At 58.1% G+C, this 18,725-nt stretch carries 19 protein-coding genes; 8 read left to right on the forward strand and 11 right to left on the reverse strand.

The annotated features are described in order from the left end of the window. Positions 1-3 precede the first annotated feature (3 nt). The 4 genes from ACM6IR_RS05135 to ACM6IR_RS05150 all read right to left on the reverse strand — a co-directional run bounded on the left by ACM6IR_RS05135 (position 4) and on the right by ACM6IR_RS05150 (position 3,925). The gene (locus tag ACM6IR_RS05135) at positions 4-702 is read right to left on the reverse strand and encodes an ABC transporter permease (RefSeq protein ID WP_414906684.1); all 699 of its coding nucleotides are present in this window, start codon (positions 700-702) and stop codon (positions 4-6) included. Positions 703-716: 14 nt separating this feature from the next. Continuing rightward, on the reverse strand, positions 717-1,406 hold the full coding sequence (locus ACM6IR_RS05140) for an ABC transporter permease (protein ID WP_414906685.1): 690 nt from the start codon (positions 1,404-1,406) through the stop codon (positions 717-719). Between the two features lie 60 nt (positions 1,407-1,466). Next, positions 1,467-2,243, reverse strand: coding sequence for an ABC transporter substrate-binding protein (locus ACM6IR_RS05145; protein ID WP_414906686.1), 777 nt, complete (start codon positions 2,241-2,243; stop codon positions 1,467-1,469). Between the two features lie 260 nt (positions 2,244-2,503). After that, entirely contained in the window at positions 2,504-3,925 is a 1,422-nt protein-coding gene (locus tag ACM6IR_RS05150; RefSeq protein WP_414906687.1) for an MFS transporter, read from the reverse strand. Between the two features lie 133 nt (positions 3,926-4,058). On the opposite strand from ACM6IR_RS05150, the gene ACM6IR_RS05155 reads away from it, so the two are divergent. The 5 genes from ACM6IR_RS05155 to ACM6IR_RS05175 all read left to right on the forward strand — a co-directional run bounded on the left by ACM6IR_RS05155 (position 4,059) and on the right by ACM6IR_RS05175 (position 10,085). Then, positions 4,059-4,964 carry a LysR family transcriptional regulator gene (locus ACM6IR_RS05155; protein ID WP_414906688.1) on the forward strand — a complete coding sequence of 302 codons (906 nt, stop codon included), beginning with the start codon at positions 4,059-4,061 and terminating at the stop codon, positions 4,962-4,964. Positions 4,965-5,401: 437 nt separating this feature from the next. After that, positions 5,402-6,790: a diguanylate cyclase domain-containing protein gene (locus tag ACM6IR_RS05160; RefSeq protein WP_414906689.1), complete on the forward strand. Its 1,389-nt coding sequence runs from the start codon at positions 5,402-5,404 to the stop codon at positions 6,788-6,790. A gap of 6 nt (positions 6,791-6,796) precedes the next feature. Continuing rightward, a complete protein-coding gene (locus tag ACM6IR_RS05165; protein ID WP_414906690.1) occupies positions 6,797-8,125 on the forward strand; it encodes a glycosyltransferase family 2 protein in 1,329 nt (442 codons plus the stop codon). 1 nt (position 8,126) lies between these two features. After that, on the forward strand, positions 8,127-8,963 hold the full coding sequence (locus ACM6IR_RS05170) for a hypothetical protein (RefSeq protein ID WP_414906691.1): 837 nt from the start codon (positions 8,127-8,129) through the stop codon (positions 8,961-8,963). A gap of 6 nt (positions 8,964-8,969) precedes the next feature. Then, on the forward strand, positions 8,970-10,085 hold the full coding sequence (locus tag ACM6IR_RS05175) for an HlyD family secretion protein (protein ID WP_414906692.1): 1,116 nt from the start codon (positions 8,970-8,972) through the stop codon (positions 10,083-10,085). Between the two features lie 18 nt (positions 10,086-10,103). Here ACM6IR_RS05175 and ACM6IR_RS05180 read toward each other — a convergent pair whose 3' ends face one another. Next, positions 10,104-10,385 carry a hypothetical protein gene (locus ACM6IR_RS05180; protein ID WP_414906693.1) on the reverse strand — a complete coding sequence of 94 codons (282 nt, stop codon included), beginning with the start codon at positions 10,383-10,385 and terminating at the stop codon, positions 10,104-10,106. Between the two features lie 374 nt (positions 10,386-10,759). On the opposite strand from ACM6IR_RS05180, the gene ACM6IR_RS05185 reads away from it, so the two are divergent. Together ACM6IR_RS05185 and ACM6IR_RS05190 are read left to right on the forward strand one after the other, a co-directional pair. Further along, entirely contained in the window at positions 10,760-11,839 is a 1,080-nt protein-coding gene (locus ACM6IR_RS05185; RefSeq protein WP_414906694.1) for a hypothetical protein, read from the forward strand. A gap of 2 nt (positions 11,840-11,841) precedes the next feature. Beyond that, positions 11,842-12,195, forward strand: coding sequence for a DUF1428 domain-containing protein (locus ACM6IR_RS05190; protein ID WP_414906695.1), 354 nt, complete (start codon positions 11,842-11,844; stop codon positions 12,193-12,195). A gap of 15 nt (positions 12,196-12,210) precedes the next feature. Here ACM6IR_RS05190 and ACM6IR_RS05195 read toward each other — a convergent pair whose 3' ends face one another. Beyond that, positions 12,211-12,405 carry a hypothetical protein gene (locus ACM6IR_RS05195; RefSeq protein ID WP_414906696.1) on the reverse strand — a complete coding sequence of 65 codons (195 nt, stop codon included), beginning with the start codon at positions 12,403-12,405 and terminating at the stop codon, positions 12,211-12,213. Positions 12,406-12,465: 60 nt separating this feature from the next. Between ACM6IR_RS05195 and thpR the strand changes: the two genes are divergently transcribed. Continuing rightward, positions 12,466-13,005: an RNA 2',3'-cyclic phosphodiesterase gene (thpR, locus tag ACM6IR_RS05200; protein ID WP_414906697.1), complete on the forward strand. Its 540-nt coding sequence runs from the start codon at positions 12,466-12,468 to the stop codon at positions 13,003-13,005. Between the two features lie 249 nt (positions 13,006-13,254). Here thpR and ACM6IR_RS05205 read toward each other — a convergent pair whose 3' ends face one another. The 5 genes from ACM6IR_RS05205 to ACM6IR_RS05225 form a co-directional block, all read right to left on the reverse strand. Then, complete coding sequence (locus ACM6IR_RS05205; protein WP_414906698.1) at positions 13,255-14,352, reverse strand: polyamine ABC transporter substrate-binding protein; 1,098 nt, start codon at positions 14,350-14,352, stop codon at positions 13,255-13,257. Positions 14,353-14,466: 114 nt separating this feature from the next. Further along, positions 14,467-15,351: an ABC transporter permease subunit gene (locus ACM6IR_RS05210; protein WP_414906699.1), complete on the reverse strand. Its 885-nt coding sequence runs from the start codon at positions 15,349-15,351 to the stop codon at positions 14,467-14,469. Beyond that, positions 15,348-16,229 (reverse strand): ABC transporter permease subunit, encoded by an 882-nt coding sequence (locus tag ACM6IR_RS05215; protein ID WP_201112653.1) that lies wholly within the window; start codon positions 16,227-16,229, stop codon positions 15,348-15,350. Before ACM6IR_RS05215 ends, ACM6IR_RS05210 begins: the two co-directional genes overlap by 4 nt. A gap of 29 nt (positions 16,230-16,258) precedes the next feature. Next, positions 16,259-17,401: a polyamine ABC transporter ATP-binding protein gene (gene potA / locus ACM6IR_RS05220; RefSeq protein WP_414906700.1), complete on the reverse strand. Its 1,143-nt coding sequence runs from the start codon at positions 17,399-17,401 to the stop codon at positions 16,259-16,261. Positions 17,402-17,754: 353 nt separating this feature from the next. Then, entirely contained in the window at positions 17,755-18,516 is a 762-nt protein-coding gene (locus tag ACM6IR_RS05225; protein WP_414906701.1) for a gamma-glutamyl-gamma-aminobutyrate hydrolase family protein, read from the reverse strand. Between the last annotated feature and the right edge of the window lie 209 nt (positions 18,517-18,725).

Genomic DNA, 18,725 nt, shown 5'->3' on the forward strand with positions numbered 1-18,725 from the left:
TCCTTAGTGCTTGCGCGGTGCCAGGTACGCCAACCAACGGCGCTCGGCCAGCTTGAACAGACGAACCAGGATGAAAGTCAGGACCAGGTAGATGAGGCCGGCCGTGATGAACGCCTCGAACGGCAGATAGAACCGCGAACTGACCGTACGCGCGGCGCCGGTGATATCCACCAGCGTGACGATCGACGCCAGGCTGGTGGTTTGCAGCATCATCAGCACTTCGTTGCTGTACTGCGGCAGTGCCCGGCGCAAGGCCGACGGCAGGAGAATGCGGCGGTACAGGGTCAAGCGCGACATGCCCATGGCCTTGGCGGCTTCGATCTCGCCGTGGGCCGTGGACTTCAGGCTGCCGGCGAGGAGTTCCGCGCTATAGGCACTGGTATTGATCGCAAACGCCAGGCAGGTACAAAACGTTGCACTGGACAGGTATGGCCAGAGCACGCTTTCGCGTACCACTGCGAACTGCGCCAACCCGTAATAGATCAGGAACAATTGCACCAGCATCGGGGTGCCGCGAATCACGTAGGTGTAAAGCCAGGCCGGGAAGTTGATCAGCGGGGATCGGGACACCCGCATCAGCGCCAACGGAATCGCCAGCACCAGACCAAACGCCAGTGAGATCAGCAGGACTTTGAGGGTGATCAGCACGCCATTGAAATACAGCGGCAGGTTTTCCCATATCAGGTTGTAGTCGAGAATCATGGGTCAGCTCCCCATCACAATTCGGCGGCTTTGATGCCGACCGAGTAGTGTTTTTCCAGATAGCGCAGCACCAGCAATGACAGGCTGGTCAGCATCAGATAAAGCGCCGCCACGGCGAGGAAAAACGTAAAGGGTTCATGGGTAGCGTCCGCTGCGTTCTTGGCCTTGAACATCATGTCCTGCAAACCGATCACCGAGATCAGCGCGGTGGATTTGGTCAGCACCAGCCAGTTGTTGGTGAACCCGGGAAGGGCAAAACGAATCATCTGCGGCACCGAAATCCGCCAGAACACCTGCGTGCCGCTCATGCCATACGCCGCGCCAGCCTCGGCCTGGCCCTTGGGAATCGCCATGAACGCGCCACGAAACGTCTCCGACAGGTAGGCACCAAAAATGAAGCCCATGGTGCAGACGCCGGCGATGAAGGGATTGATGTCGATGTAACGGGTGTAACCGAGCGCAAGGGCAATGCGGTTCACCAGGTCCTGACCGCCGTAGAAAATCAGCAGAATCAGTACCAGGTCGGGAATACCGCGAATCAGGGTCGTATAGCCTTCGCCCAGCATCGCCAGCCATTTGAGCGGCGACAAACGAAAGGCGGCACCGATCAGCCCCAGCGCAATCGCCAGGGACATGGAGGTCAGGGCCAGGTTTACGGTCAGCCAGGCGCCATCGAGAATGCTCGATCCGTAGCCGTGAAGCATGGTGAAGTTCCTCAAGCGAGCGCCGCAAGGAGGCGGCGCCACAGGGTTGCGGGCAGGCGTTTATTCGCCGTAGATATCGAAGGCGAAATACTTGGCCATCACTTGTTGGTACTTGCCATTGGCGCGGATGGCGTCAATCGCTGTGTTCAGGCGAGCGGTGTTCGCGCTGTCGCCTTTGCGCACCGCGATCCCGGCGCCTCGGCCGAAGTATTTCGGGTCATTGATGTCCGGTCCGACCAGTGCGAAACCCTGGCCCGCCGGCGTTTTGATAAAGCTCTCATCGGTGTTGACGATGTCGGCGAGCGTGGCGTCCAGGCGACCCGATGCCAGATCAAGGAAGGCTTCATTTTGTGAACCGTAGCGCACCACTTCGACCCCGGCTTTCTCCAGCTGCTCGGTGGCGAAACGGTCGTAGGTCGAGGAGCGTTGCACGCCGACTTTCTTGCCTTTGAGATCAACCAGCGGATCGTTCAGCACGTTACCGGCCTTCATCGCGAACTTGCCCGGCGTGTGGTAGTACTTTTTGCTGAAGTCGACCGACTTCATGCGGTCTTCAGTGATCGACATCGACGACAGCACCGCGTCAATCTTGCGCACTTTCAGCGACGGGATCATGCCGTCGAACTCTTGAATGACCCACTCACATTTGATCTTCATCTCTTCGCACAAGGCGTTGCCGATGTCGTAATCGAAACCACTGACGTTGCCCTCCGGTGTCTTGAAAGAGAAGGGCGGGTAGGCGGCTTCGATACCGATACGCAGGCTGCCTTCGTCGGCTTGGGCCAGGAAGCTGGCGGCGCACAGTGCCAGGGCACCTAGAAGTTCGGTCTTGTTCATATTGTTGACTCCTTGGGGGGCGTTCAGGGGTACAGGTACTGGCCGTCCGATCTGGCGAGGTGGATCTGTCCGGATGATTTTGTGTGGCTATAAATGACACGTATTATTTCATAAATCAATATTATGAAAAAAAACATATCAAAACGAGGCGTAGGGATTCGTGGATGAGCTGGAAAACCGCATTGACGCAGAGGACAAGTACAACAGGCTATTGAGGGCTGCGGGCGCCTGCTGTAAACGTCATCGTCCGCAGGTTCGCTTCAATCACTTCCAGGTGCGGTACGCCTACAGGTGGCGCAGGCAATGCAAATCAACACCAGCGTCAATGCCACCGCAAAGGTCATGCGCATTCCACTGGCCACGGCTTCCGGCCGCGCCTTGGTGATATCGGCCGTCGCCGAGGCGAAGGCGAACACCGCGCCCATCGCGGAGGCGCCGGTGATGAGCCCCAGGTTGCGCGACAGGTTGAGCAGGCCCGAGACGACGCCTCGTTGCTCAGGCTGAACATTCGCCATCACCACTGTGTTGTTGGCGGTCTGGAACAGGGCATAGCCGAGGGTGACGACGACCATGGGTGCTATGTAGCCGCCGATGCCGAACGTTTCCGGCAGTACCGCTAATGTCAGGCAGCCGGCGGTCATGGCGAGGAGCCCGACGAGTGTCATGCGCCGGGCGCCCACTCGGTCGGCAATACGACCTGCGGGCACACCGGTCAGCGCCGCGACAAACGGCCCGACTGACAAGACAATGCCCACCAGAACGGCATCGAGCCCGAGCCCATGGGAAAGATAGAAGGGGCCGACCACCAGTGTCGCCATCATCACCGTCGCAACAAGTGTGCTCATGGCCAGGCTCGCGCTCAGCACCGGGTCGCGAAACATCGCCATGCGAATCAACGGCGACGCGACGCGCCCTTCGGTGAAAATGAAAAGGCCGACGCCCAGAAACGCCGCGCCCAGCAGCGCAACATTCAACGCCCCGAAACTGCCGCGCCCGACAGTCATGGCCAGCGCATACGCCGCGAGCGTCAACGCCAGCAGCAGCGTGCCCAGCCCGTCGAAGCCGGCACGATCGGTCTTGGGCTTTTGGTTATCTGCGGGCAAATAGCGACGCGCGAGCACCCACGTCAACAGACCCAGAGGTACGGTGATCAAAAAGATCATCCGCCAGCCGAATCCGCTGATCAGCATGCCGCCGAGCGATGGCCCCATCGCGGTGCCAATCGCCGACATTGTCCCCAGCAAACCCATGGCGCTGCCGGTTTTCTCCTTTGTCACCGTCTCGCCGACAAACGCCAGGGTGAGCGCCATCATGATTGCCGCGCCGAGCCCTTGCAGCGCCCGGGCCGCAATCAATAGTTCGAGGGTGGGCGCGAAACCGCAAAGCGCTGAAGCCAGCGTAAATACGCCGATCCCGGTTAATAGCAGTCGACGACGGCCCGTCAGGTCGCCGAGCCGACCGACGCTGACAATCAGGGTGGTAATGGCGAGCAGATACGCCAGCACAATCCACTGCACGTTCTGGAAGGAGGCGTGAAAGACCTGGGCCAAGGTCGGCAAACCCACATTGGCGATGCTGGTGCCGAGTGCGGACAGCAACATCGATAACGCAAGGCTGGCCAGCGCCCACCGTACCGAAGGAATCGCTGGCGCGCTGTCCATTAGAGCAATCGTTGGTTTCATCGTGTCCCTCTTTTCTGGCAACCCCCGAAGCGGAGCTATCAGAAATCTACCCCCAGGCCTAACATGGCGGAAGACGCACCACTCACACTCTATTCGTGCGTCAAACGCCCTATCAAAATACTGCGAGTGCGCGATGTCCATTCCTGATCTCAACTTGCTGGTCACCCTTGATGTGCTGCTCGCCGAAGGCAGCGTGGCCCGTGCCGCCAGGCGCTTGCGGCTGAGTCCGTCGGCGATGAGCCGGGCACTCGCGCGGTTGCGTGAGACGACGGGAGATCCGCTGCTGGTCAGAGCCGGGCGAGGCCTTGTGCCGACCCCCCGAGCGCTCGGACTTCGCGAGCGGGTCAGCCAGTTGGTGCAGGACGCAGAAGCGGTTCTGCGCCCCGCTGAACAGCCTGACCTCACACAGTTGGTGCGCACCTTTACCCTGCGTACCAGTGAAGGCTTCGTCGAGAATTTCGGTGCGGCGCTCATTGCTCGAATCAACGAGCAAGCGCCGGGTGTGCGGCTGCGCTTCATGCACAAGCCTGACAAGGACAGCACCGCACTGCGTGACGGGACGGTCGACCTGGAAACGGGGGTCGTGGGCAAGGCTGCTGGCCCGGAATTGCGCACGCAGGGCTTGTTCCGCGACCGCTTCGTCGGCGTGGTGCGAAGCGGCCACCCGCTGAGCCAGGGCGAGATCACGCCTGCCCGTTATGCGGCAGGCAGTCACATCAGCGTCTCTCGGCGGGGGCTCGACAAGGGGCCTGTCGATGAAGCGCTTGAAGCGATTGAGTTGACGCGGGACATCGTGACCATTGTTGCCGGCTTTTCAACAGCGCTTGCGCTCGCCCGGGCTACCGACCTGATCGCCAGCGTGCCCGAGCGCCATACTGAGAGCCTGCGGGCAGGAATGCACAGCTTTGCGCTGCCGTTTTCCTTGCCGATGTTCACGGTGGCGATGCTGTGGCACCCGAGGCTGGATGCAGATCCCGCCCATCAATGGTTGCGCGGTTGTCTACGTGATGTTTGTTCTGAGAAGAGCACTCGGTTTTAAAGTGGTATAAAGCCTCTCTGTATATTTATTCAGTAAGTGTAAAGTATGAGTAACACTGGAATGTATGTTTGTATGTGATCTGAGTTAGCAATAAGTGATTTGGTTATAAAAAAAATTTGAACTTCTTGGGGGTCGCAAGGTATTGGCAAGTTCTATGTTTTTTTTCTGCAAGTAATCGTGTATGGCGTAAAGCAATTAAAAGGCCAGTATTTTAGCTGCTGTAGTTGCTGAATTTAGTTTCATATGACTATGAAGTATAAGGAAAATAACTGATTTATTGGTGTTGTGATAATGTGTTCTGACTCAGCATTCATTCAGTCGATATGTTGCGTTCGTCGTATAAAAAAATTACATCAAAATAAGGGGTGCAATTTCCCGTCGTAGTGCTAGGGTTCTTATTCGAATAAATACACAGTCTGTCTATAGGGGTGAGACTCATGACAACTTCAAGTCCCCGGATTGCGATACTTGGTAGTAAAGTTCCATCCTTGAATCTTCCGGAGCTTGAATACTTTGCCGATCTCGGCAGCTTGTTAGCCGCCGCCGCGTCGGATGTAGTGCTGCTTGACATGCCAGCAGCTTATGCAGGGCGAGTCCTTCAAAAACTGCGCTCGATTCCCGCGTATCGGTACGCCCTCATCTATTGCTGCCGCGATCAGAATGGCTGGTGTGAGGCTTTGGGTGACGGTGCGTGCCCTCTTGATTCCAATGAAATAAAAACCCTCTGGGGTATCTGGCAAGAACGCTTCAAGCTGTTCAAGCAGGCGGCCGCCCCCGAGCGTTTTGAAAGCCGGGTGCTCACCTGGTTGTGGTTGCGCGACAACGCCTATGTCTATGCCCTGCGAGACCCGGAAGTGCCTCAGCATTATCGTTATCCGTTGCTGGACGCCCTGGCGGATAACGAGCAAATCAACCCGTTTGTCTGGCTTGGTTTGATGGTGCAGCAGGACTGGCTGGATGAGGGGGTGCTGGTTGATCGCGTTCGCCTCTGTTCAAACTGCGGTTCGGGCCGGCTCAATTACGTCGATGTGTGTGCCGAATGTCAGGCCCTGGACATTTCCCGGCAGCCTTCGCTGCACTGCTTTACCTGTGGTCATGTGGGGCCGCAGGAATCGTTTCTCAAAGACGGCGTGTTGCTGTGTCCCAACTGTTTGAACCGGTTGCGCCATATCGGGACTGATTACGATCGTCCTATGGAGAACTATCGCTGCCGGTCATGCCAGGCGTTTTTTGTCGATGCCGACGTACAGGCACGCTGCCTGGACTGCGGCTTGTCCCACGCGCCCGACAAGTTGCGAGTACGCGAAGTCAGGGATTTCCGTTTGGCCGAGGCAGGACGTTTTCGTTGTCGCCAGGAGTTCGGTGAGCGATCGATTCAGCACTTCGGTCGACTCAATCTATTAGGCGGCAAGGATTTTTATGATCTTCTGAGCTGGCAGATCCAGCTGGTACGACGCTACCCGGAGCCAGCCTTCTCACTGATCGGCCTACGCTTCTTCAACCTGACCAGTACCTTGGCTCGTCTCGGTGAACACCGCGGCCATGCCTTCATCGATAGCCTGACCGATCGCATGAAGGAAACCGTCAGGGACACGGACCGCTGTTCTCGAAGCACAGAAGAGTTCTTCTGGATCATGCTTCCGCATACCGATCGCAAGGGACTGGAATGCGTCAAACAACGTTTGAGCCGGGTCGCCGAGTTATTTTCCTCACCGGAGGTGAGTGATATTACCCTGCAGGTCGTCAGTATCACTGCGCCCGACGATCTTCGCGATCAGGAAAATGGTGAATTACTACTGGCCCGTCTCGCCAGTGAGTTGGTGTGAAACGCCATGAACCCTTTAATGGAACAACTCTACACCGCCATCGGCGGATTTGCCGGGCCGGATGGTCTGAGCCGGTTGTTTTATATACTTTTTCCGTCGTTCATAATCTTTGAATTACCCATGCTGATCATCGTGATGCTGGGTGTGTTGCGCTGGTTTGCACGCCGTCGCACCGCTGTGCCAACAATCAGTCTGTATCGGCCCAGAGTCTCTTGCATCATCACCTGTTACAGCGAAGGGATGGATGTACAGACCACGCTGTTAAGCCTGTGCGAACAGACATACCCGGGGCACATCGAGATGATCCCGGTAGTGGACGGGGCCACGATAAATCAGCCGACGCTCAGCGCCGTTCGCAGTTTTAACGTGGACCCGCAGTTGTACCCCAGGCGTCATTTGCGCCCGATCGCCAAATGGCAGCGGGGCGGGCGGGTATCGTCGTTGAATGCCGGCCTGTCGCTTGCCACGGGTGAAATCGTGATGGCACTCGATGGTGATACGTCCTTCGACAACAATATGGTCAGCGCCATCGTGCGGCATTTCGAGGACCCCTCGGTGCCGGCGGTCGCCGGTAGTCTGCGGGTGCGCAATGTCTGGTCCTCCTGGGTGACTGCGATGCAGGCTTTGGAATACCTGTTGTCGATCCATATGTCGAAAATCGGGCTGGCCGAGTGGAACCTGGTCAATAACGTCTCGGGAGCATTTGGGGCATTTCGCCGTAGTTTCCTGGTGAAAATCGGTGGCTGGAACACTCACACCGCGGAAGACCTGGACCTGACGCTGCGGATCAAAAGTTACTTCAAACGCCACAACCTGAAGATTCCTTTCGAGCCGGAAGCTATCGGGCATACCGATGCACCGGCGACGCTCAGTCAGTTTCTGATGCAACGCCTGCGGTGGGATGGCGATTTGTTTTTTCTGTACGTCAGAAAGCACAACCGCAACATCAACCCCGATTTACTGGGCTGGCCAACCTTTCTGATGATCCTGGTCACGGGCTTCTTTTTTCAGTTGGTACTGCCCTTCATCATCTTCAGTTACACGTTGTTGGCGCTATTTATTCTGCCGGGCACCACGTTGTTGTTCCTGTTTGTCCTGATTTACATGCTGTACCTGATCATCACTATGGTGTTGTTCGGCGCCATGTTGATGATGGTGTCGGACCGACCTCGGGAGGACATGATCCTGGGATTATTGGTGCCATTTTTCCCGCTGTTCATGCTGGTGCTGCGGTGCTGGAGCGCAGTGGCCATGCTCAATGAAATATTTCGTCGGGGCCATGAAGAAAGCTCGATGGCGCCCTGGTGGGTGCTCAAACGCGCCACGAGGTTTTGATATGCGTTCAATACTGCTGGCCCTGTCGCTGGCGATACCCGCTGCGATGCTGATCGCGCAACCTTTGGCGGCGGCGCAATCGGGCAAATGGTCCCAGGCCAGTTATGTCTGGGACAGCGAAGCGTTGCTCGATCCCGGCCAGCGGGCCGCGGAACTGGCGGCACTGCGTAAAGCCGGGATGGACAAGATTTACCTTGGCCTCAAGGCCACCCAGTTAAGTGACCTGGTCACGACGCGTCAACAGCTTGGGCAATTGCTGCAGGAAGCAGCCGGTCAGGGACTGCAAGTGAGCCTGTTGCTCGGCGATTCGGCCTGGATCGAGCCGCAAGAGCGCGATCAGCTCACCCGTCTATTGGCGAAACTCAAAGGCCTTCCCTTCGTCAGTCTGCACCTGGACCTGGAGGTCGAGCAGTTGGGCGTACCCGTTCCGGATCAGAACTTGCAGAACTGGCTCGACACTTTGCGTATGGCCTCCCGAGAGAGCCCGTGGCCAGTGGAGATTTCCAGCCATCATCGCTGGTTCGCCGAGGCCAAACCCGGACAAACCTGTGTGCCCTGTGCGCTTCCCGGCGCAGGTGTGCACCAGGTCAGCCTGATGATTTACACCCGCAACCCGAAAAACAGCGCACGAATGGCAGAGCAGATCGCCAAACGTTGGCCTGATCTGCAATTTCGCCTGGCGCAAAGCGCCGAGCCGCAATTGGATGCCACCGAATCTTGGGCCGGCGCGTCGACTGAGCAGTTGCAACGCCAGAACAGTGCCTGGCGCGAACAGCTGCAACCACAAGGGATTGCCGGCATCGACTGGCAAGCCTGGCGAGATTTTCCAAAACGGTGAGCCGTGATGAAGATTCGTTTCGATAGTCGCAAAGAACTCAACCCGACTCAGGAGCAGGGCTTGAGTGTGCTCTACGCTCCGGGCAAGCGCATGGCGTTTCGCGTGCGTTGGTACTTGATCCTGCTGCTGGTCGCGAGCCCGTTGATATGGCTGGGTGGCAAGCTGGTCTACGGCATGCTGATGATCGACGCACCGGCGCAGCTGCGCCTGCCGATTCTTGAAGTGCGGGCGCGGGATGCCGGTCGGGTCGAGCAGCTTTTTGTGAAGGCCGGTGATCAGGTGCGGACCGATCAACCGTTGGTCAATCTCGACAATCCGGAATGGCGTGCCCGACTCGCGCAACTCGCAGTGCAGCCGGTGAGCAAGATGCCCGCCACCAATGCCGTTTTGAGTGGCAAGGAGCGTCAATTGCTCAAGACCCGAGTGGGCAGGGCGGGGGAGCGCGTGAGGACGCTTCAAGACCTTGTCTCACGAGGCGCCGTCTCTCCGGGTGAAGTGCTGGCAGCCGAATCCGAACGCGATGCCTTTCAAGCGGACTTGATGGCGTTCGAGCAGCGTGAGCAACAGGCTCATCAGTCACCCTTGAGCGTTGAACGAGATCTTGTTCAACAGCACGCCGAGCAGCAGTGGTTGAAAACGCGCCTCGACGCGTTGTCGGTCAAGGCGGCGCAGAGCGGGCGGATTGCGGAAGTGTTGGTGACGCCGGGCGAAAACGTCGGCGCCGGCACATTGTTAATGCGCCTCGAACGGGTGGAAGAGCCCCTGCTGTGGATTTATCTGGAACCGCTGAACATCAGCTATGCCTCTGTTGGCCAACCGTTGCGCGTTCGCATGCCCAATGGCGAGTGGCTGACTGCGCATGTCGTCCAGGCAGTGGACAGCGCCGGTCGCACGCCGACGGTGTTGCGAGGGCCGTTCGCTGCCAGCGAGATGGGCCTGCAGGTCGCCGCCCAGTTTGACCAACCCCTGACGCAGCGCTGGAGAATCGATCAACTGCCATTGAGTGTTCGCTTTCCCACTGACTGGCAGCAAATGTTCAGTGACGGTCATGATCTCATCCAGCGATTGGCGGACTTCGTAGCAACGGATCGAAACGTCGCCACCGCAGCGGAGAGTCGATAAGTCACGAGGGCTTTTGAATCAGTGATTAAAAAGTCTTGACGAAATGGCGGACGAACGGTCGTTGCGCTGAGCCTGTTCAGTGTCCAGCAAATGCTCAGCCAGTACATCGTTCAAAAAACGAAACTGATCATTGAGCCCGACGACTTCATTGGTGAAGTGGTGGTCGGCTGCCGGTATCAGCATCGCTTCGAACGTGTCGTCGAACACCAGCGTCAACACTTTGCGAGACTCGAATGGCTGTGAGTAGTAATTGGTGCCGAATACCGCAAAGCTCACGGCCAGGCTGACAGTGTGGATCATGATGCGTGTTCCTCAGTCAGGACGAACCAGGAAAACACACTCAACGTGACGGCCGTCAGGGCCAGGCAGGTCAGGAGATGGATCAGCATGATTCGTCCCTCCAATACGGGGTTTCGTGTCGGGTTGAGATCGATCCTACGCTGACGGGTATTGAGCGAAAGGCATTCGCGGCGATGGTGAATATCGACGCCAATGATGGTTAGTTTTTTCGGTGTTCTTCAGGGCCTCATCGCGAGCAAGCTCGCTCCCACAATGGTCCGTGTTTGAATGCTGACTCCCTGTGGGAGCGAGCTTGCTCGCGATGCTCTTACGGTCCAGCACTATACTCAAGCATGAAACCCTCGATCTGATTTCAACCCGAGAGAACCGCGATCTTGAAGCTGCGTTCGCTGATCGTCGCCGTGCTGGTGGTGTTGGCGGGATGCGCCACGCCTGTGCGTGCCCCGGCGCCGCCGCCGGTGATCGTCTCCCAGAGCACTTGGCAGCAGGTGGATCGGGAGATTGTCGCCGCGTCGCAATCGGCCACCGAGCAGACAAAAATCTACGCGCACGGTGCCATGGATTACTGGCGAACGCGGGTCTATGAAATGACCGAAGAGAAGTTCATTCCTTGGTTCAGCAGTTATTGGACCCAGGAGTGGATGTCGATGAAAGTCAGCTGGTACACCATCAGCGCCAAGGGCGAGCAGGACGCCGCGGCCAAACGCCTGGCAGCCTATCTGCTGGAACAATACCGAGAGCGTGTATTGGCGCCGGTTGCGCTGGAGATCGATCCCGACGCGATTCTCGGCATGGCGACGGCGTTCTACGTGGACATTCTTCAGGAAGAACTACAGAAAATCTCCCAGCGCCACGGTGTGCCGATGGATCAGCTTAACGCGCGTATCCAGAAAGTTCCTGCGATTGCGCTCGGGCCGCCCCCTGCTCGCGACGCGTCGTTGTATCAAGTCGTGCACACCGCACCGCTGAATACATTGCCGGCCTATGCGGCGCTGATCGACAAGATCCACACGGCGGGCGGCGACAAAGGGGTCGCGTCGACAGACACCGCCATGGCACCGGTGGCCAAGCGTGCCAGCCAGCGGATGGAGGCCGAAATGGCCCCGCGGGGGGCGGCCAGCGCCGTGGCGGCGGCGGCGGGCAAACTCGTCGGGGGATTGATCACCGTGGGTGTTGCAGGGGTTCGCGCCATCATTGAGTCCAATGACCGGCCTGACAGTGAGAAGCTGATTCGCAGCAGTCTGGGCAATACGTTCGACAAGGCCTGGCTGAAGATGGTGCAAAACCCGACGACTGGCGTAATGGCTGGCACGTTATACATGGCGTCGCAGATCGAGGGGCATCTGGCGGGGAGCGTCGAACCGTCGGTCGGTGCGAACGCGGGAGCTGTCGATTTGAGCCCGACCGAATCGACTAACCCTCAGATTGATCCTCTACCCCCAACAGGAGAATGACCATGTCTTACGTTGATGGCTTTATCGCTGCCGTACCGACCGCCAACCGCGAACCCTTCAAGAAACACGCTGAAATCGCCGCTGCCATTTTCAAGGAAAACGGCGCCCTTAGCGTCACCGAGTGCTGGGGCGACGATGTGCCCGAAGGCAAAGTGACCTCGTTTCCCATGTCAGTGAAACGCAAGGAAGACGAAACGGTGGTGTTTGGCTGGATCATATGGCCAGACAAGGCCACCCGCGAGGCAGGCATGCAGAAAATGATGGCCGATCCACGGATGCAACCGGACGTCAATCCGATGCCGTTTGATGGCCAGCGCATGGTGTTCGGTGGTTTTAAAATGATCGTGCAAGCCTGAAACCAAACGTCAGGATCATTCCGGCGTCGGCGTGATCCTGCAACTCTTGCGATTGCGGATCTCATTGTCCGTCGGCCGCTCTTTGACGAACTCGAAGCGCGGCTCACCTTCGCTATAGTGAACCAGCCAGCCCCAGTCCAGTTCGGACTCATCCTGACCGGGTTTGGGTGGCACTGCCCACCACGGCTCTTTGCTGATGATCTCTCGCATGGCCCCGTCCCGTGTGTTCGGTTGGTTCAACTATAACGTGCATGTCAGGAGGTGCCAGGCGTGAGCGACGAAACCCATGAGCCGTCCAAACGGCTGTTTTTTGCGTTGAACTGCCCGCTCGAGCAGCGCAAGGCCGTTGCCCAATGGCGCAGCGCCCTTCAGCTTCGGAGCGGGCGCACGGTTCCCGCAGAAAATTTCCACCTGACCCTGATGTTTCTGGGCTCGGTTGGCGTGGCGCAGATCGCGGAAGTCTGCACGGCTGCCGCGAAGGTTCGAGTGCCGGGAGTGCCGTTGCAGGTGACGCTTGATCGGCTGGATGCCTGGCGCAGGGCCGGGGTGTTGGTGCTTGCCTCGGAGCAGGCGCCGGCGGAGTTGCTGCGGCTGGTGTATGCGCTGGAACAGGCGATGTTGCCGTTTGGGTTCGAGGAGTCATCCAAAGAGTTTCGGCCGCACCTGACGTTGATGCGTGACTACCGGGTGCCAGTCCCGGAATCGGCTACGCCCCCCGAGTTTGTCCTGCGCGTCGATCACTTTACCTTGTACGAATCCCATAAGGGCCGTTATCGGGCGCTGGCCGAGTGGCCATTGGTTCCATCATAAAAAAAGCGCCCGAGGAGGGCGCCCAAATTCACCTTGACCGAGGAAGCCAGGTGAGGCCGTTCTTGAGAGAGGTGCAGCGGTGGTAAGGCGCTGCGAGAACGGAAAACAGGTAAAACCACATGGTTTGTGTAAGGCCCGTATTCCTGTAGGAGCAAGGCTTGCCCGCGAAAGCGGTGTGTCAGTCACCCTCTATGTTTAATGTGACGGACCCTTCGCGGGCAAGCCTCGCTCCTACAGGGGCAGGTGTAATTACTTACCGAGTTTCACCCGGGTCCAGCCGCGCGTCATCACTCGCTGAACACCAATCGGCATATCAGGAATGGCATACAACGTCGCCATCACTTCCTGCGATGGATACGACCCCGGGTCATCCCGGATCGACTCATCCACCAACGGTGTCGCCGCTGCGTTGGCGTTGCTGTAGCCGATGTTGTTGGTGATCTCGGCAATGATGTCCGGGCGCATCAGGAAGTTCATGAACAGGTACGCGTTCTCGACGTTCGCCGCGTCCCGCGGGATCGCGACCATGTCATAAAAACTGCCCGCGCCTTCCTTTGGAATGCTGTAGTCGATCTTCACGGTGTCGCCGGCTTCTTTGGCGCGAGCCTTGGCCTGCAGCACGTCGCCGGAATAACCGACCGCCACGCAGATGTTGCCGTTGGCCAGGTCAGAGATGTACTTCGACGAATGGAAGTACGCCACCGACGGCCGAATCTTCATGAACAGCGCTTCAGCTTCGGCGATTTGATCCTTGTCCCGGGAATTCACCGGGTAGCCCAGATAGTGCAGGGCGGCCGGGAGCATCTCAGTCGGGGAATCAAGGAAACTGATGCCGCACGCTTTGAGTTTTTCAGCGTTTTCCGGTTTGAACAGCAGGTCCCAGGAGTCGGTCGGTGCATTGCTGCCGAGCACTGCCTTGACCTTGTCCGGGTTGAAACCAATGCCGATCGAGCCCCACATGTACGGGAAGGCGTGACCGTTACCCGGGTCGCTGGCGGCAGCGTTTTTCAGCAGGACCGGGTTGAGGTTCTTCCAGTTGGGCAGCTTCGACTTGTCCAGTTCCTGATAGACGCCAGCCTTGATCTGCTTGGCCAGAAAACTGTTGGACGGCACGACTATGTCATAGCCGGATTTACCCGCGAGCAGCCGTGCTTCAAGGGTTTCGTTACTGTCGAACACATCGTAGGTCACACTGATGCCCGTCTCGTCCTCGAACTTCTTGACGGTGTCCGGGGCGATGTAGTCCGACCAGTTGTAGACGCGCAGTACCTTGTCATTGGCCTGGGCGCCGGTAGCCATGGCGCCCAATAAGGACAGTGTCAGCAGAGTCCTGCCAAACATTTTCATCGGTACAACTCCATTTCTCTTTTTATTCAAAATCACACCGCAGCCATGCAGTGAACACAAATCCTGTGGAGAGGAGGGCAAGCCCCCTCGCCACAGGTATTAGGCACGACGGCATTAGGCCGTCGCTTCCACCATTTGCTTTTTCGGTTGTTGCCAGGATTCGCTGGCGGTCTGGTCCATCGCTTCCTGGATGGCACGTTTGCGGGTGGCCTCGGCGCGGCGGCTGAAGAACCAGACCATGAAGGTCACAATCGATACGGCCAACAGAATCAGGCTGGCCACGGCGTTGATTTCCGGTTTCACGCCCAGACGCACCGCCGAGAACACTTCCATCGGCAAGGTCGTCGAACCCGGGCCGGAGACGAAGCTCGCCAACACCAGGTCATCCAGCGACAGGGCAAACGACATCATGCCGCCAGCCGCCAGTGACGGCGCGATCATCGGGATGGTGATCAGGAAAAACACCTTGAGCGGCTTCGCCCCGAGGTCCATGGCCGCTTCTTCGATGGACAGGTCCAGCTCACGCAAGCGCGCCGACACCACCACCGCCACATACGCCGCACAGAACGTGGTGTGGGCGATCCAGATGGTGACGATGCCCCGCTCCTGTGGCCAACCGATCAACTGCGCCATCGCCACGAACAGCAGCAACAGCGACAGACCGGTGATCACTTCAGGCATCACCAACGGCGCGGTCACCAGGCCACCGAACAACGTACGGCCCTTGAAGCGCGTCACGCGGGTCAGCACAAACGCCGCCAACGTCCCCAACGCTACCGCCGCCACCGCGGTGTAGCAGGCGATTTCCAGCGAGCGCACCACCGAGCCCATCAGTTGGGTGTTGTCGAGCAAGCCGACGTACCACTTCACCGACCAGCCGCCCCACACCGTCACCAGCTTGGAGGCGTTGAACGAGTAGATCACCAGAATCAGCATCGGCATGTAGATAAACGACAGGCCGAGCACCAGCATCAACTTTGAAAAACCGAAACGTTTCATCCCCGTGCCTCCATCTCTTTGGCCTGGCTGCGGTTGAACAGCAGAATCGGCACAATCAGGATCAACAACATCACCACCGCCAAGGCAGACGCCACCGGCCAGTCGCGGTTGTTGAAGAACTCTTGCCACAGCACACGACCGATCATCAGGGTTTCCGGGCCGCCCAACAGTTCCGGAATCACGAACTCACCGACCACCGGAATGAACACCAGCATGCAGCCGGCGATGATCCCGTTCTTGGCCAGAGGCACGGTGATTTTCCAGAAGTTGTTGAAGTTGCTCGAGCCCAGGTCAGACGCGGCTTCCAGCAGGCTGCCATCGTGCTTGACCAGGTTGGCGTACAGTGGCAACACCATGAACGGCAAGTAGGCATAAACCACGCCGATGTACACGGCGGTGTTGGTGTTGAGGATCTCGATCGGATGATCGGTCAGCCCGGTCCACATCAAAAACGCGTTGAGCAAACCGTTGTTGCTGAGGATGCCCATCCACGCGTAAACGCGGATCAGGATGGCGGTCCAGGTTGGCATCATGATCAGCAGCATCAGGACGTTTTGCGTTTCTTTGTTGGCCTTGGTAATGGCGTAGGCCATCGGGAAGCCAATCACCAGGCACATCAGCGTGCTGAACAGTGCGACCTTCAGCGAGCCGAGGTAGGCCGAGATGTACAGCTCATCGTCGGTCAGCAACAGGTAGTTGCCGACGTTCAGAAACAGCTGAAATTTTTGCTCGGCGTAGGTGTAAATCTCTGAGTAGGGAGGAATGGCCAGCGCGGCTTCCGAGAAGCTGATCTTCATCACCAGAAAGAACGGCAACAGGAAAAACAGGCACAGCCACAGGAAAGGAATCCCGATGACGAGCTTTCGACCACTCGGCATCAGCCGCATAAACTGCTGATTGAGTGTTTTCATGAGCGCAGTACCACGCCGCTGTCGTCTTCCCACCACACGTAGACTTTGTCGTCCCAGGTCGGGCGTGCGCCACGGCGTTCGGCGTTGGCCATGAACGACTGGACGATTTTGCCGCCAGGCAATTCCACGTAGAACACCGAATGACCGCCAAGGTAGGCGATGTCATGCACTTTGCCTTGGGACCAGTTGTAGCGGGTGTCCGGTTTGGTAGTGCTGACCAGCATTTTTTCCGGGCGGATCGCGTAGGTGATCGACTTGTCCTGCACCGAGGTGCTGACACCGTGACCGACGTAAATCTTCTGTTCCAGGTCCGGGCTGTGAATGATCGCGTGACCTTCAAGGTCTTCCACAACCGTGCCGTCGAAGGAGTTCACGTTGCCGATGAATTCGCACACCATGCGGCTGACCGGTGCTTCATAAATGTCGACCGGGCTGCCGATCTGGGCGATCCAGCCCAGGTGCATGATCGCAATACGCTCGGCCATGGTCATGGCCTCTTCCTGGTCGTGGGTCACCATCACACACGTCACGCCGACGCGCTCGATGATCTGCACCAGCTCCAGTTGCATCTGCGAACGCAGCTTTTTATCCAGGGCACCCATCGGTTCGTCGAGCAGCAGCAGCTTCGGACGTTTGGCCAGGGAGCGAGCCAGTGCCACACGCTGACGCTGACCACCGGACAACTGATGCGGCTTGCGCTTGGCGTACTGGGTCATGTGCACCAGGCGCAGCATTTCTTCAACGCGGGCGTCGATTTCACTGTTGGACAAACGATCCTGCTTCAGGCCAAAGGCGATGTTCTGTGCCACGGTCATGTGCGGGAACAAGGCGTACGACTGGAACATCATGTTGATTGGCCGCTCGTAGGGCGGCATGTCGGTGATGTCCACGCCGTCGAGCAGAATCCGGCCTTCGGTCGGGCGTTCGAAGCCTGCGAGCATGCGCAGCAGGGTCGATTTACCCGAGCCGGAACCGCCGAGCAAGGCGAAGATTTCGCCTTGATGGATCTCAAGCGAGACATCATCCACAGCGGTGGTTTCGTCGAATTTCTTGGTGACACGGTCGACTTTCACCAACACCTTTTTCGATGTCTGGTGACCTTCTAAAGCCTTCCTGTAAATGCTGGAGGCGTTTGCCATGTGAAACTCCCAACAGGTTTCAGTCGTCGGGCCAACGCGGCCTGACTTAATAGTTGATTGCAAGCCCGGGGCGGTCATTCGATCGCGATCCCTGTAGGAGCGAGGCTTGCCCGCGAAGACGGAGTGTCAGTCGACATCATTGTTGTCTGATACACCGCCTTCGCGGGCAAGCCTCGCTCCTACAAGGGGTCGCGCTCGCTTGACCATATCGCTCGGGCTTATTCGGCGCCGCCATCCTGGCTGCCTGGGTGGTACTTGTTGTTATCGCGGTGTGTCGTTGTCGTGAGGGATGGGCGCGCAAGGGCGCGCCCGTCTGGCTCACGGGGCAGTAAATTGAGTGTCAGTGTTTTACGTCAGCGCGTTTTACGCAGCGCGGCCCGTCGCCGGCATGCATCACCGAACGCCTGGAAAATACTCAAATAAGGAGGATTCGAAAGCACCTGCCATTCCGGGTGCCATTGCACGCCGACGGCGAACGTCGGGCTGTGGTCCACCGAAATCGCCTCGATCAAACCGTCTGGTGCAACCGCTTCGGCACGCAGGCCTGGCGCGAGGCGGTCGATGCCTTGGCTGTGAATCGAATTGACCATGAACTCGGCAGGCAACTCCAGCGCCTGGAACACACCGCCCGGCTGCACAATCACCGCATGCGCCGGTGCGTATTGCACCGCCAGCTCCGGGCTGTCCGCTTCGCGGTGATCCAGCATGCCCGGCAGTTCATGCACCTTCTGATGCAAGCTGCCACCGAACGCCACGTTCATTTCCTGAAAGCCGCGGCAGATACCGAGCACCGGAACGCCCGCCGCAATGGCTGCACGCAATAAAGGAAGGGTCGTGGCGTCCCGCGCCGGATCGTGATCCGTACCGGGAGCGCTGGCCGGGCCTTGATAGTGGAAAGGTTCCACATTCGATGGCGAGCCGGTCAGCATCAGACCGTCGAGCTGCGCGAGCAGATCATCGATTTCGGTCAGTTCGCCTAAGGAAGGAATGACGACGGGCAGCCCCAAAGCCGCGACGCTGACAGCACGCAAGTACTTGTCGCCGCTGATGTGGTAGGGGTGCAGGCCAATCTGTTTGACGCACGCTGTAACGCCGATCAATGGCTTGAGTGCCATTTTTATCACCTCGAAGTTTCACACTTGAACGAGCTTTTCCGGAGCTTAGCCTTGTTGATTTTAATTAACAACTCTCATGTAAAAAATTCTAAACGCCATACGTCCGAAGCTCAGTATTTACGCGGTTCTCAAGACTGATCTGGCACTCTCGTGCCCAAAAGAGGCCCGAAAATAAAGGTTGAAAGGTCAGGTGTTCGCTATTGACTTCA

The sequence above is a fragment of the Pseudomonas sp. IT-P253 genome (genome assembly GCF_949768125.1).
Taxonomy (GTDB): Bacteria; Pseudomonadota; Gammaproteobacteria; order Pseudomonadales; family Pseudomonadaceae; genus Aquipseudomonas.

Excerpts from the sequence above, each read along its gene's own strand:
- ACM6IR_RS05135 (WP_414906684.1), bottom strand. The coding sequence starts at position 702 with ATGATTCTCGACTACAACCTGATATGGGAAAACCTGCCGCTGTATTTC.
- ACM6IR_RS05140 (WP_414906685.1), bottom strand. The coding sequence starts at position 1,406 with ATGCTTCACGGCTACGGATCGAGCATTCTCGATGGCGCCTGGCTGACC.
- ACM6IR_RS05145 (WP_414906686.1), bottom strand. The coding sequence starts at position 2,243 with ATGAACAAGACCGAACTTCTAGGTGCCCTGGCACTGTGCGCCGCCAGC.
- ACM6IR_RS05150 (WP_414906687.1), bottom strand. The coding sequence starts at position 3,925 with ATGAAACCAACGATTGCTCTAATGGACAGCGCGCCAGCGATTCCTTCG.
- ACM6IR_RS05155 (WP_414906688.1), top strand. The coding sequence starts at position 4,059 with ATGTCCATTCCTGATCTCAACTTGCTGGTCACCCTTGATGTGCTGCTC.
- ACM6IR_RS05160 (WP_414906689.1), top strand. The coding sequence starts at position 5,402 with ATGACAACTTCAAGTCCCCGGATTGCGATACTTGGTAGTAAAGTTCCA.
- ACM6IR_RS05165 (WP_414906690.1), top strand. The coding sequence starts at position 6,797 with ATGAACCCTTTAATGGAACAACTCTACACCGCCATCGGCGGATTTGCC.
- ACM6IR_RS05170 (WP_414906691.1), top strand. The coding sequence starts at position 8,127 with ATGCGTTCAATACTGCTGGCCCTGTCGCTGGCGATACCCGCTGCGATG.
- ACM6IR_RS05175 (WP_414906692.1), top strand. The coding sequence starts at position 8,970 with ATGAAGATTCGTTTCGATAGTCGCAAAGAACTCAACCCGACTCAGGAG.
- ACM6IR_RS05180 (WP_414906693.1), bottom strand. The coding sequence starts at position 10,385 with ATGATCCACACTGTCAGCCTGGCCGTGAGCTTTGCGGTATTCGGCACC.
- ACM6IR_RS05190 (WP_414906695.1), top strand. The coding sequence starts at position 11,842 with ATGTCTTACGTTGATGGCTTTATCGCTGCCGTACCGACCGCCAACCGC.
- ACM6IR_RS05195 (WP_414906696.1), bottom strand. The coding sequence starts at position 12,405 with ATGCGAGAGATCATCAGCAAAGAGCCGTGGTGGGCAGTGCCACCCAAA.
- ACM6IR_RS05205 (WP_414906698.1), bottom strand. The coding sequence starts at position 14,352 with ATGAAAATGTTTGGCAGGACTCTGCTGACACTGTCCTTATTGGGCGCC.
- ACM6IR_RS05210 (WP_414906699.1), bottom strand. The coding sequence starts at position 15,351 with ATGAAACGTTTCGGTTTTTCAAAGTTGATGCTGGTGCTCGGCCTGTCG.
- ACM6IR_RS05215 (WP_201112653.1), bottom strand. The coding sequence starts at position 16,229 with ATGCCGAGTGGTCGAAAGCTCGTCATCGGGATTCCTTTCCTGTGGCTG.
- potA (WP_414906700.1), bottom strand. The coding sequence starts at position 17,401 with ATGGCAAACGCCTCCAGCATTTACAGGAAGGCTTTAGAAGGTCACCAG.
- ACM6IR_RS05225 (WP_414906701.1), bottom strand. The coding sequence starts at position 18,516 with ATGGCACTCAAGCCATTGATCGGCGTTACAGCGTGCGTCAAACAGATT.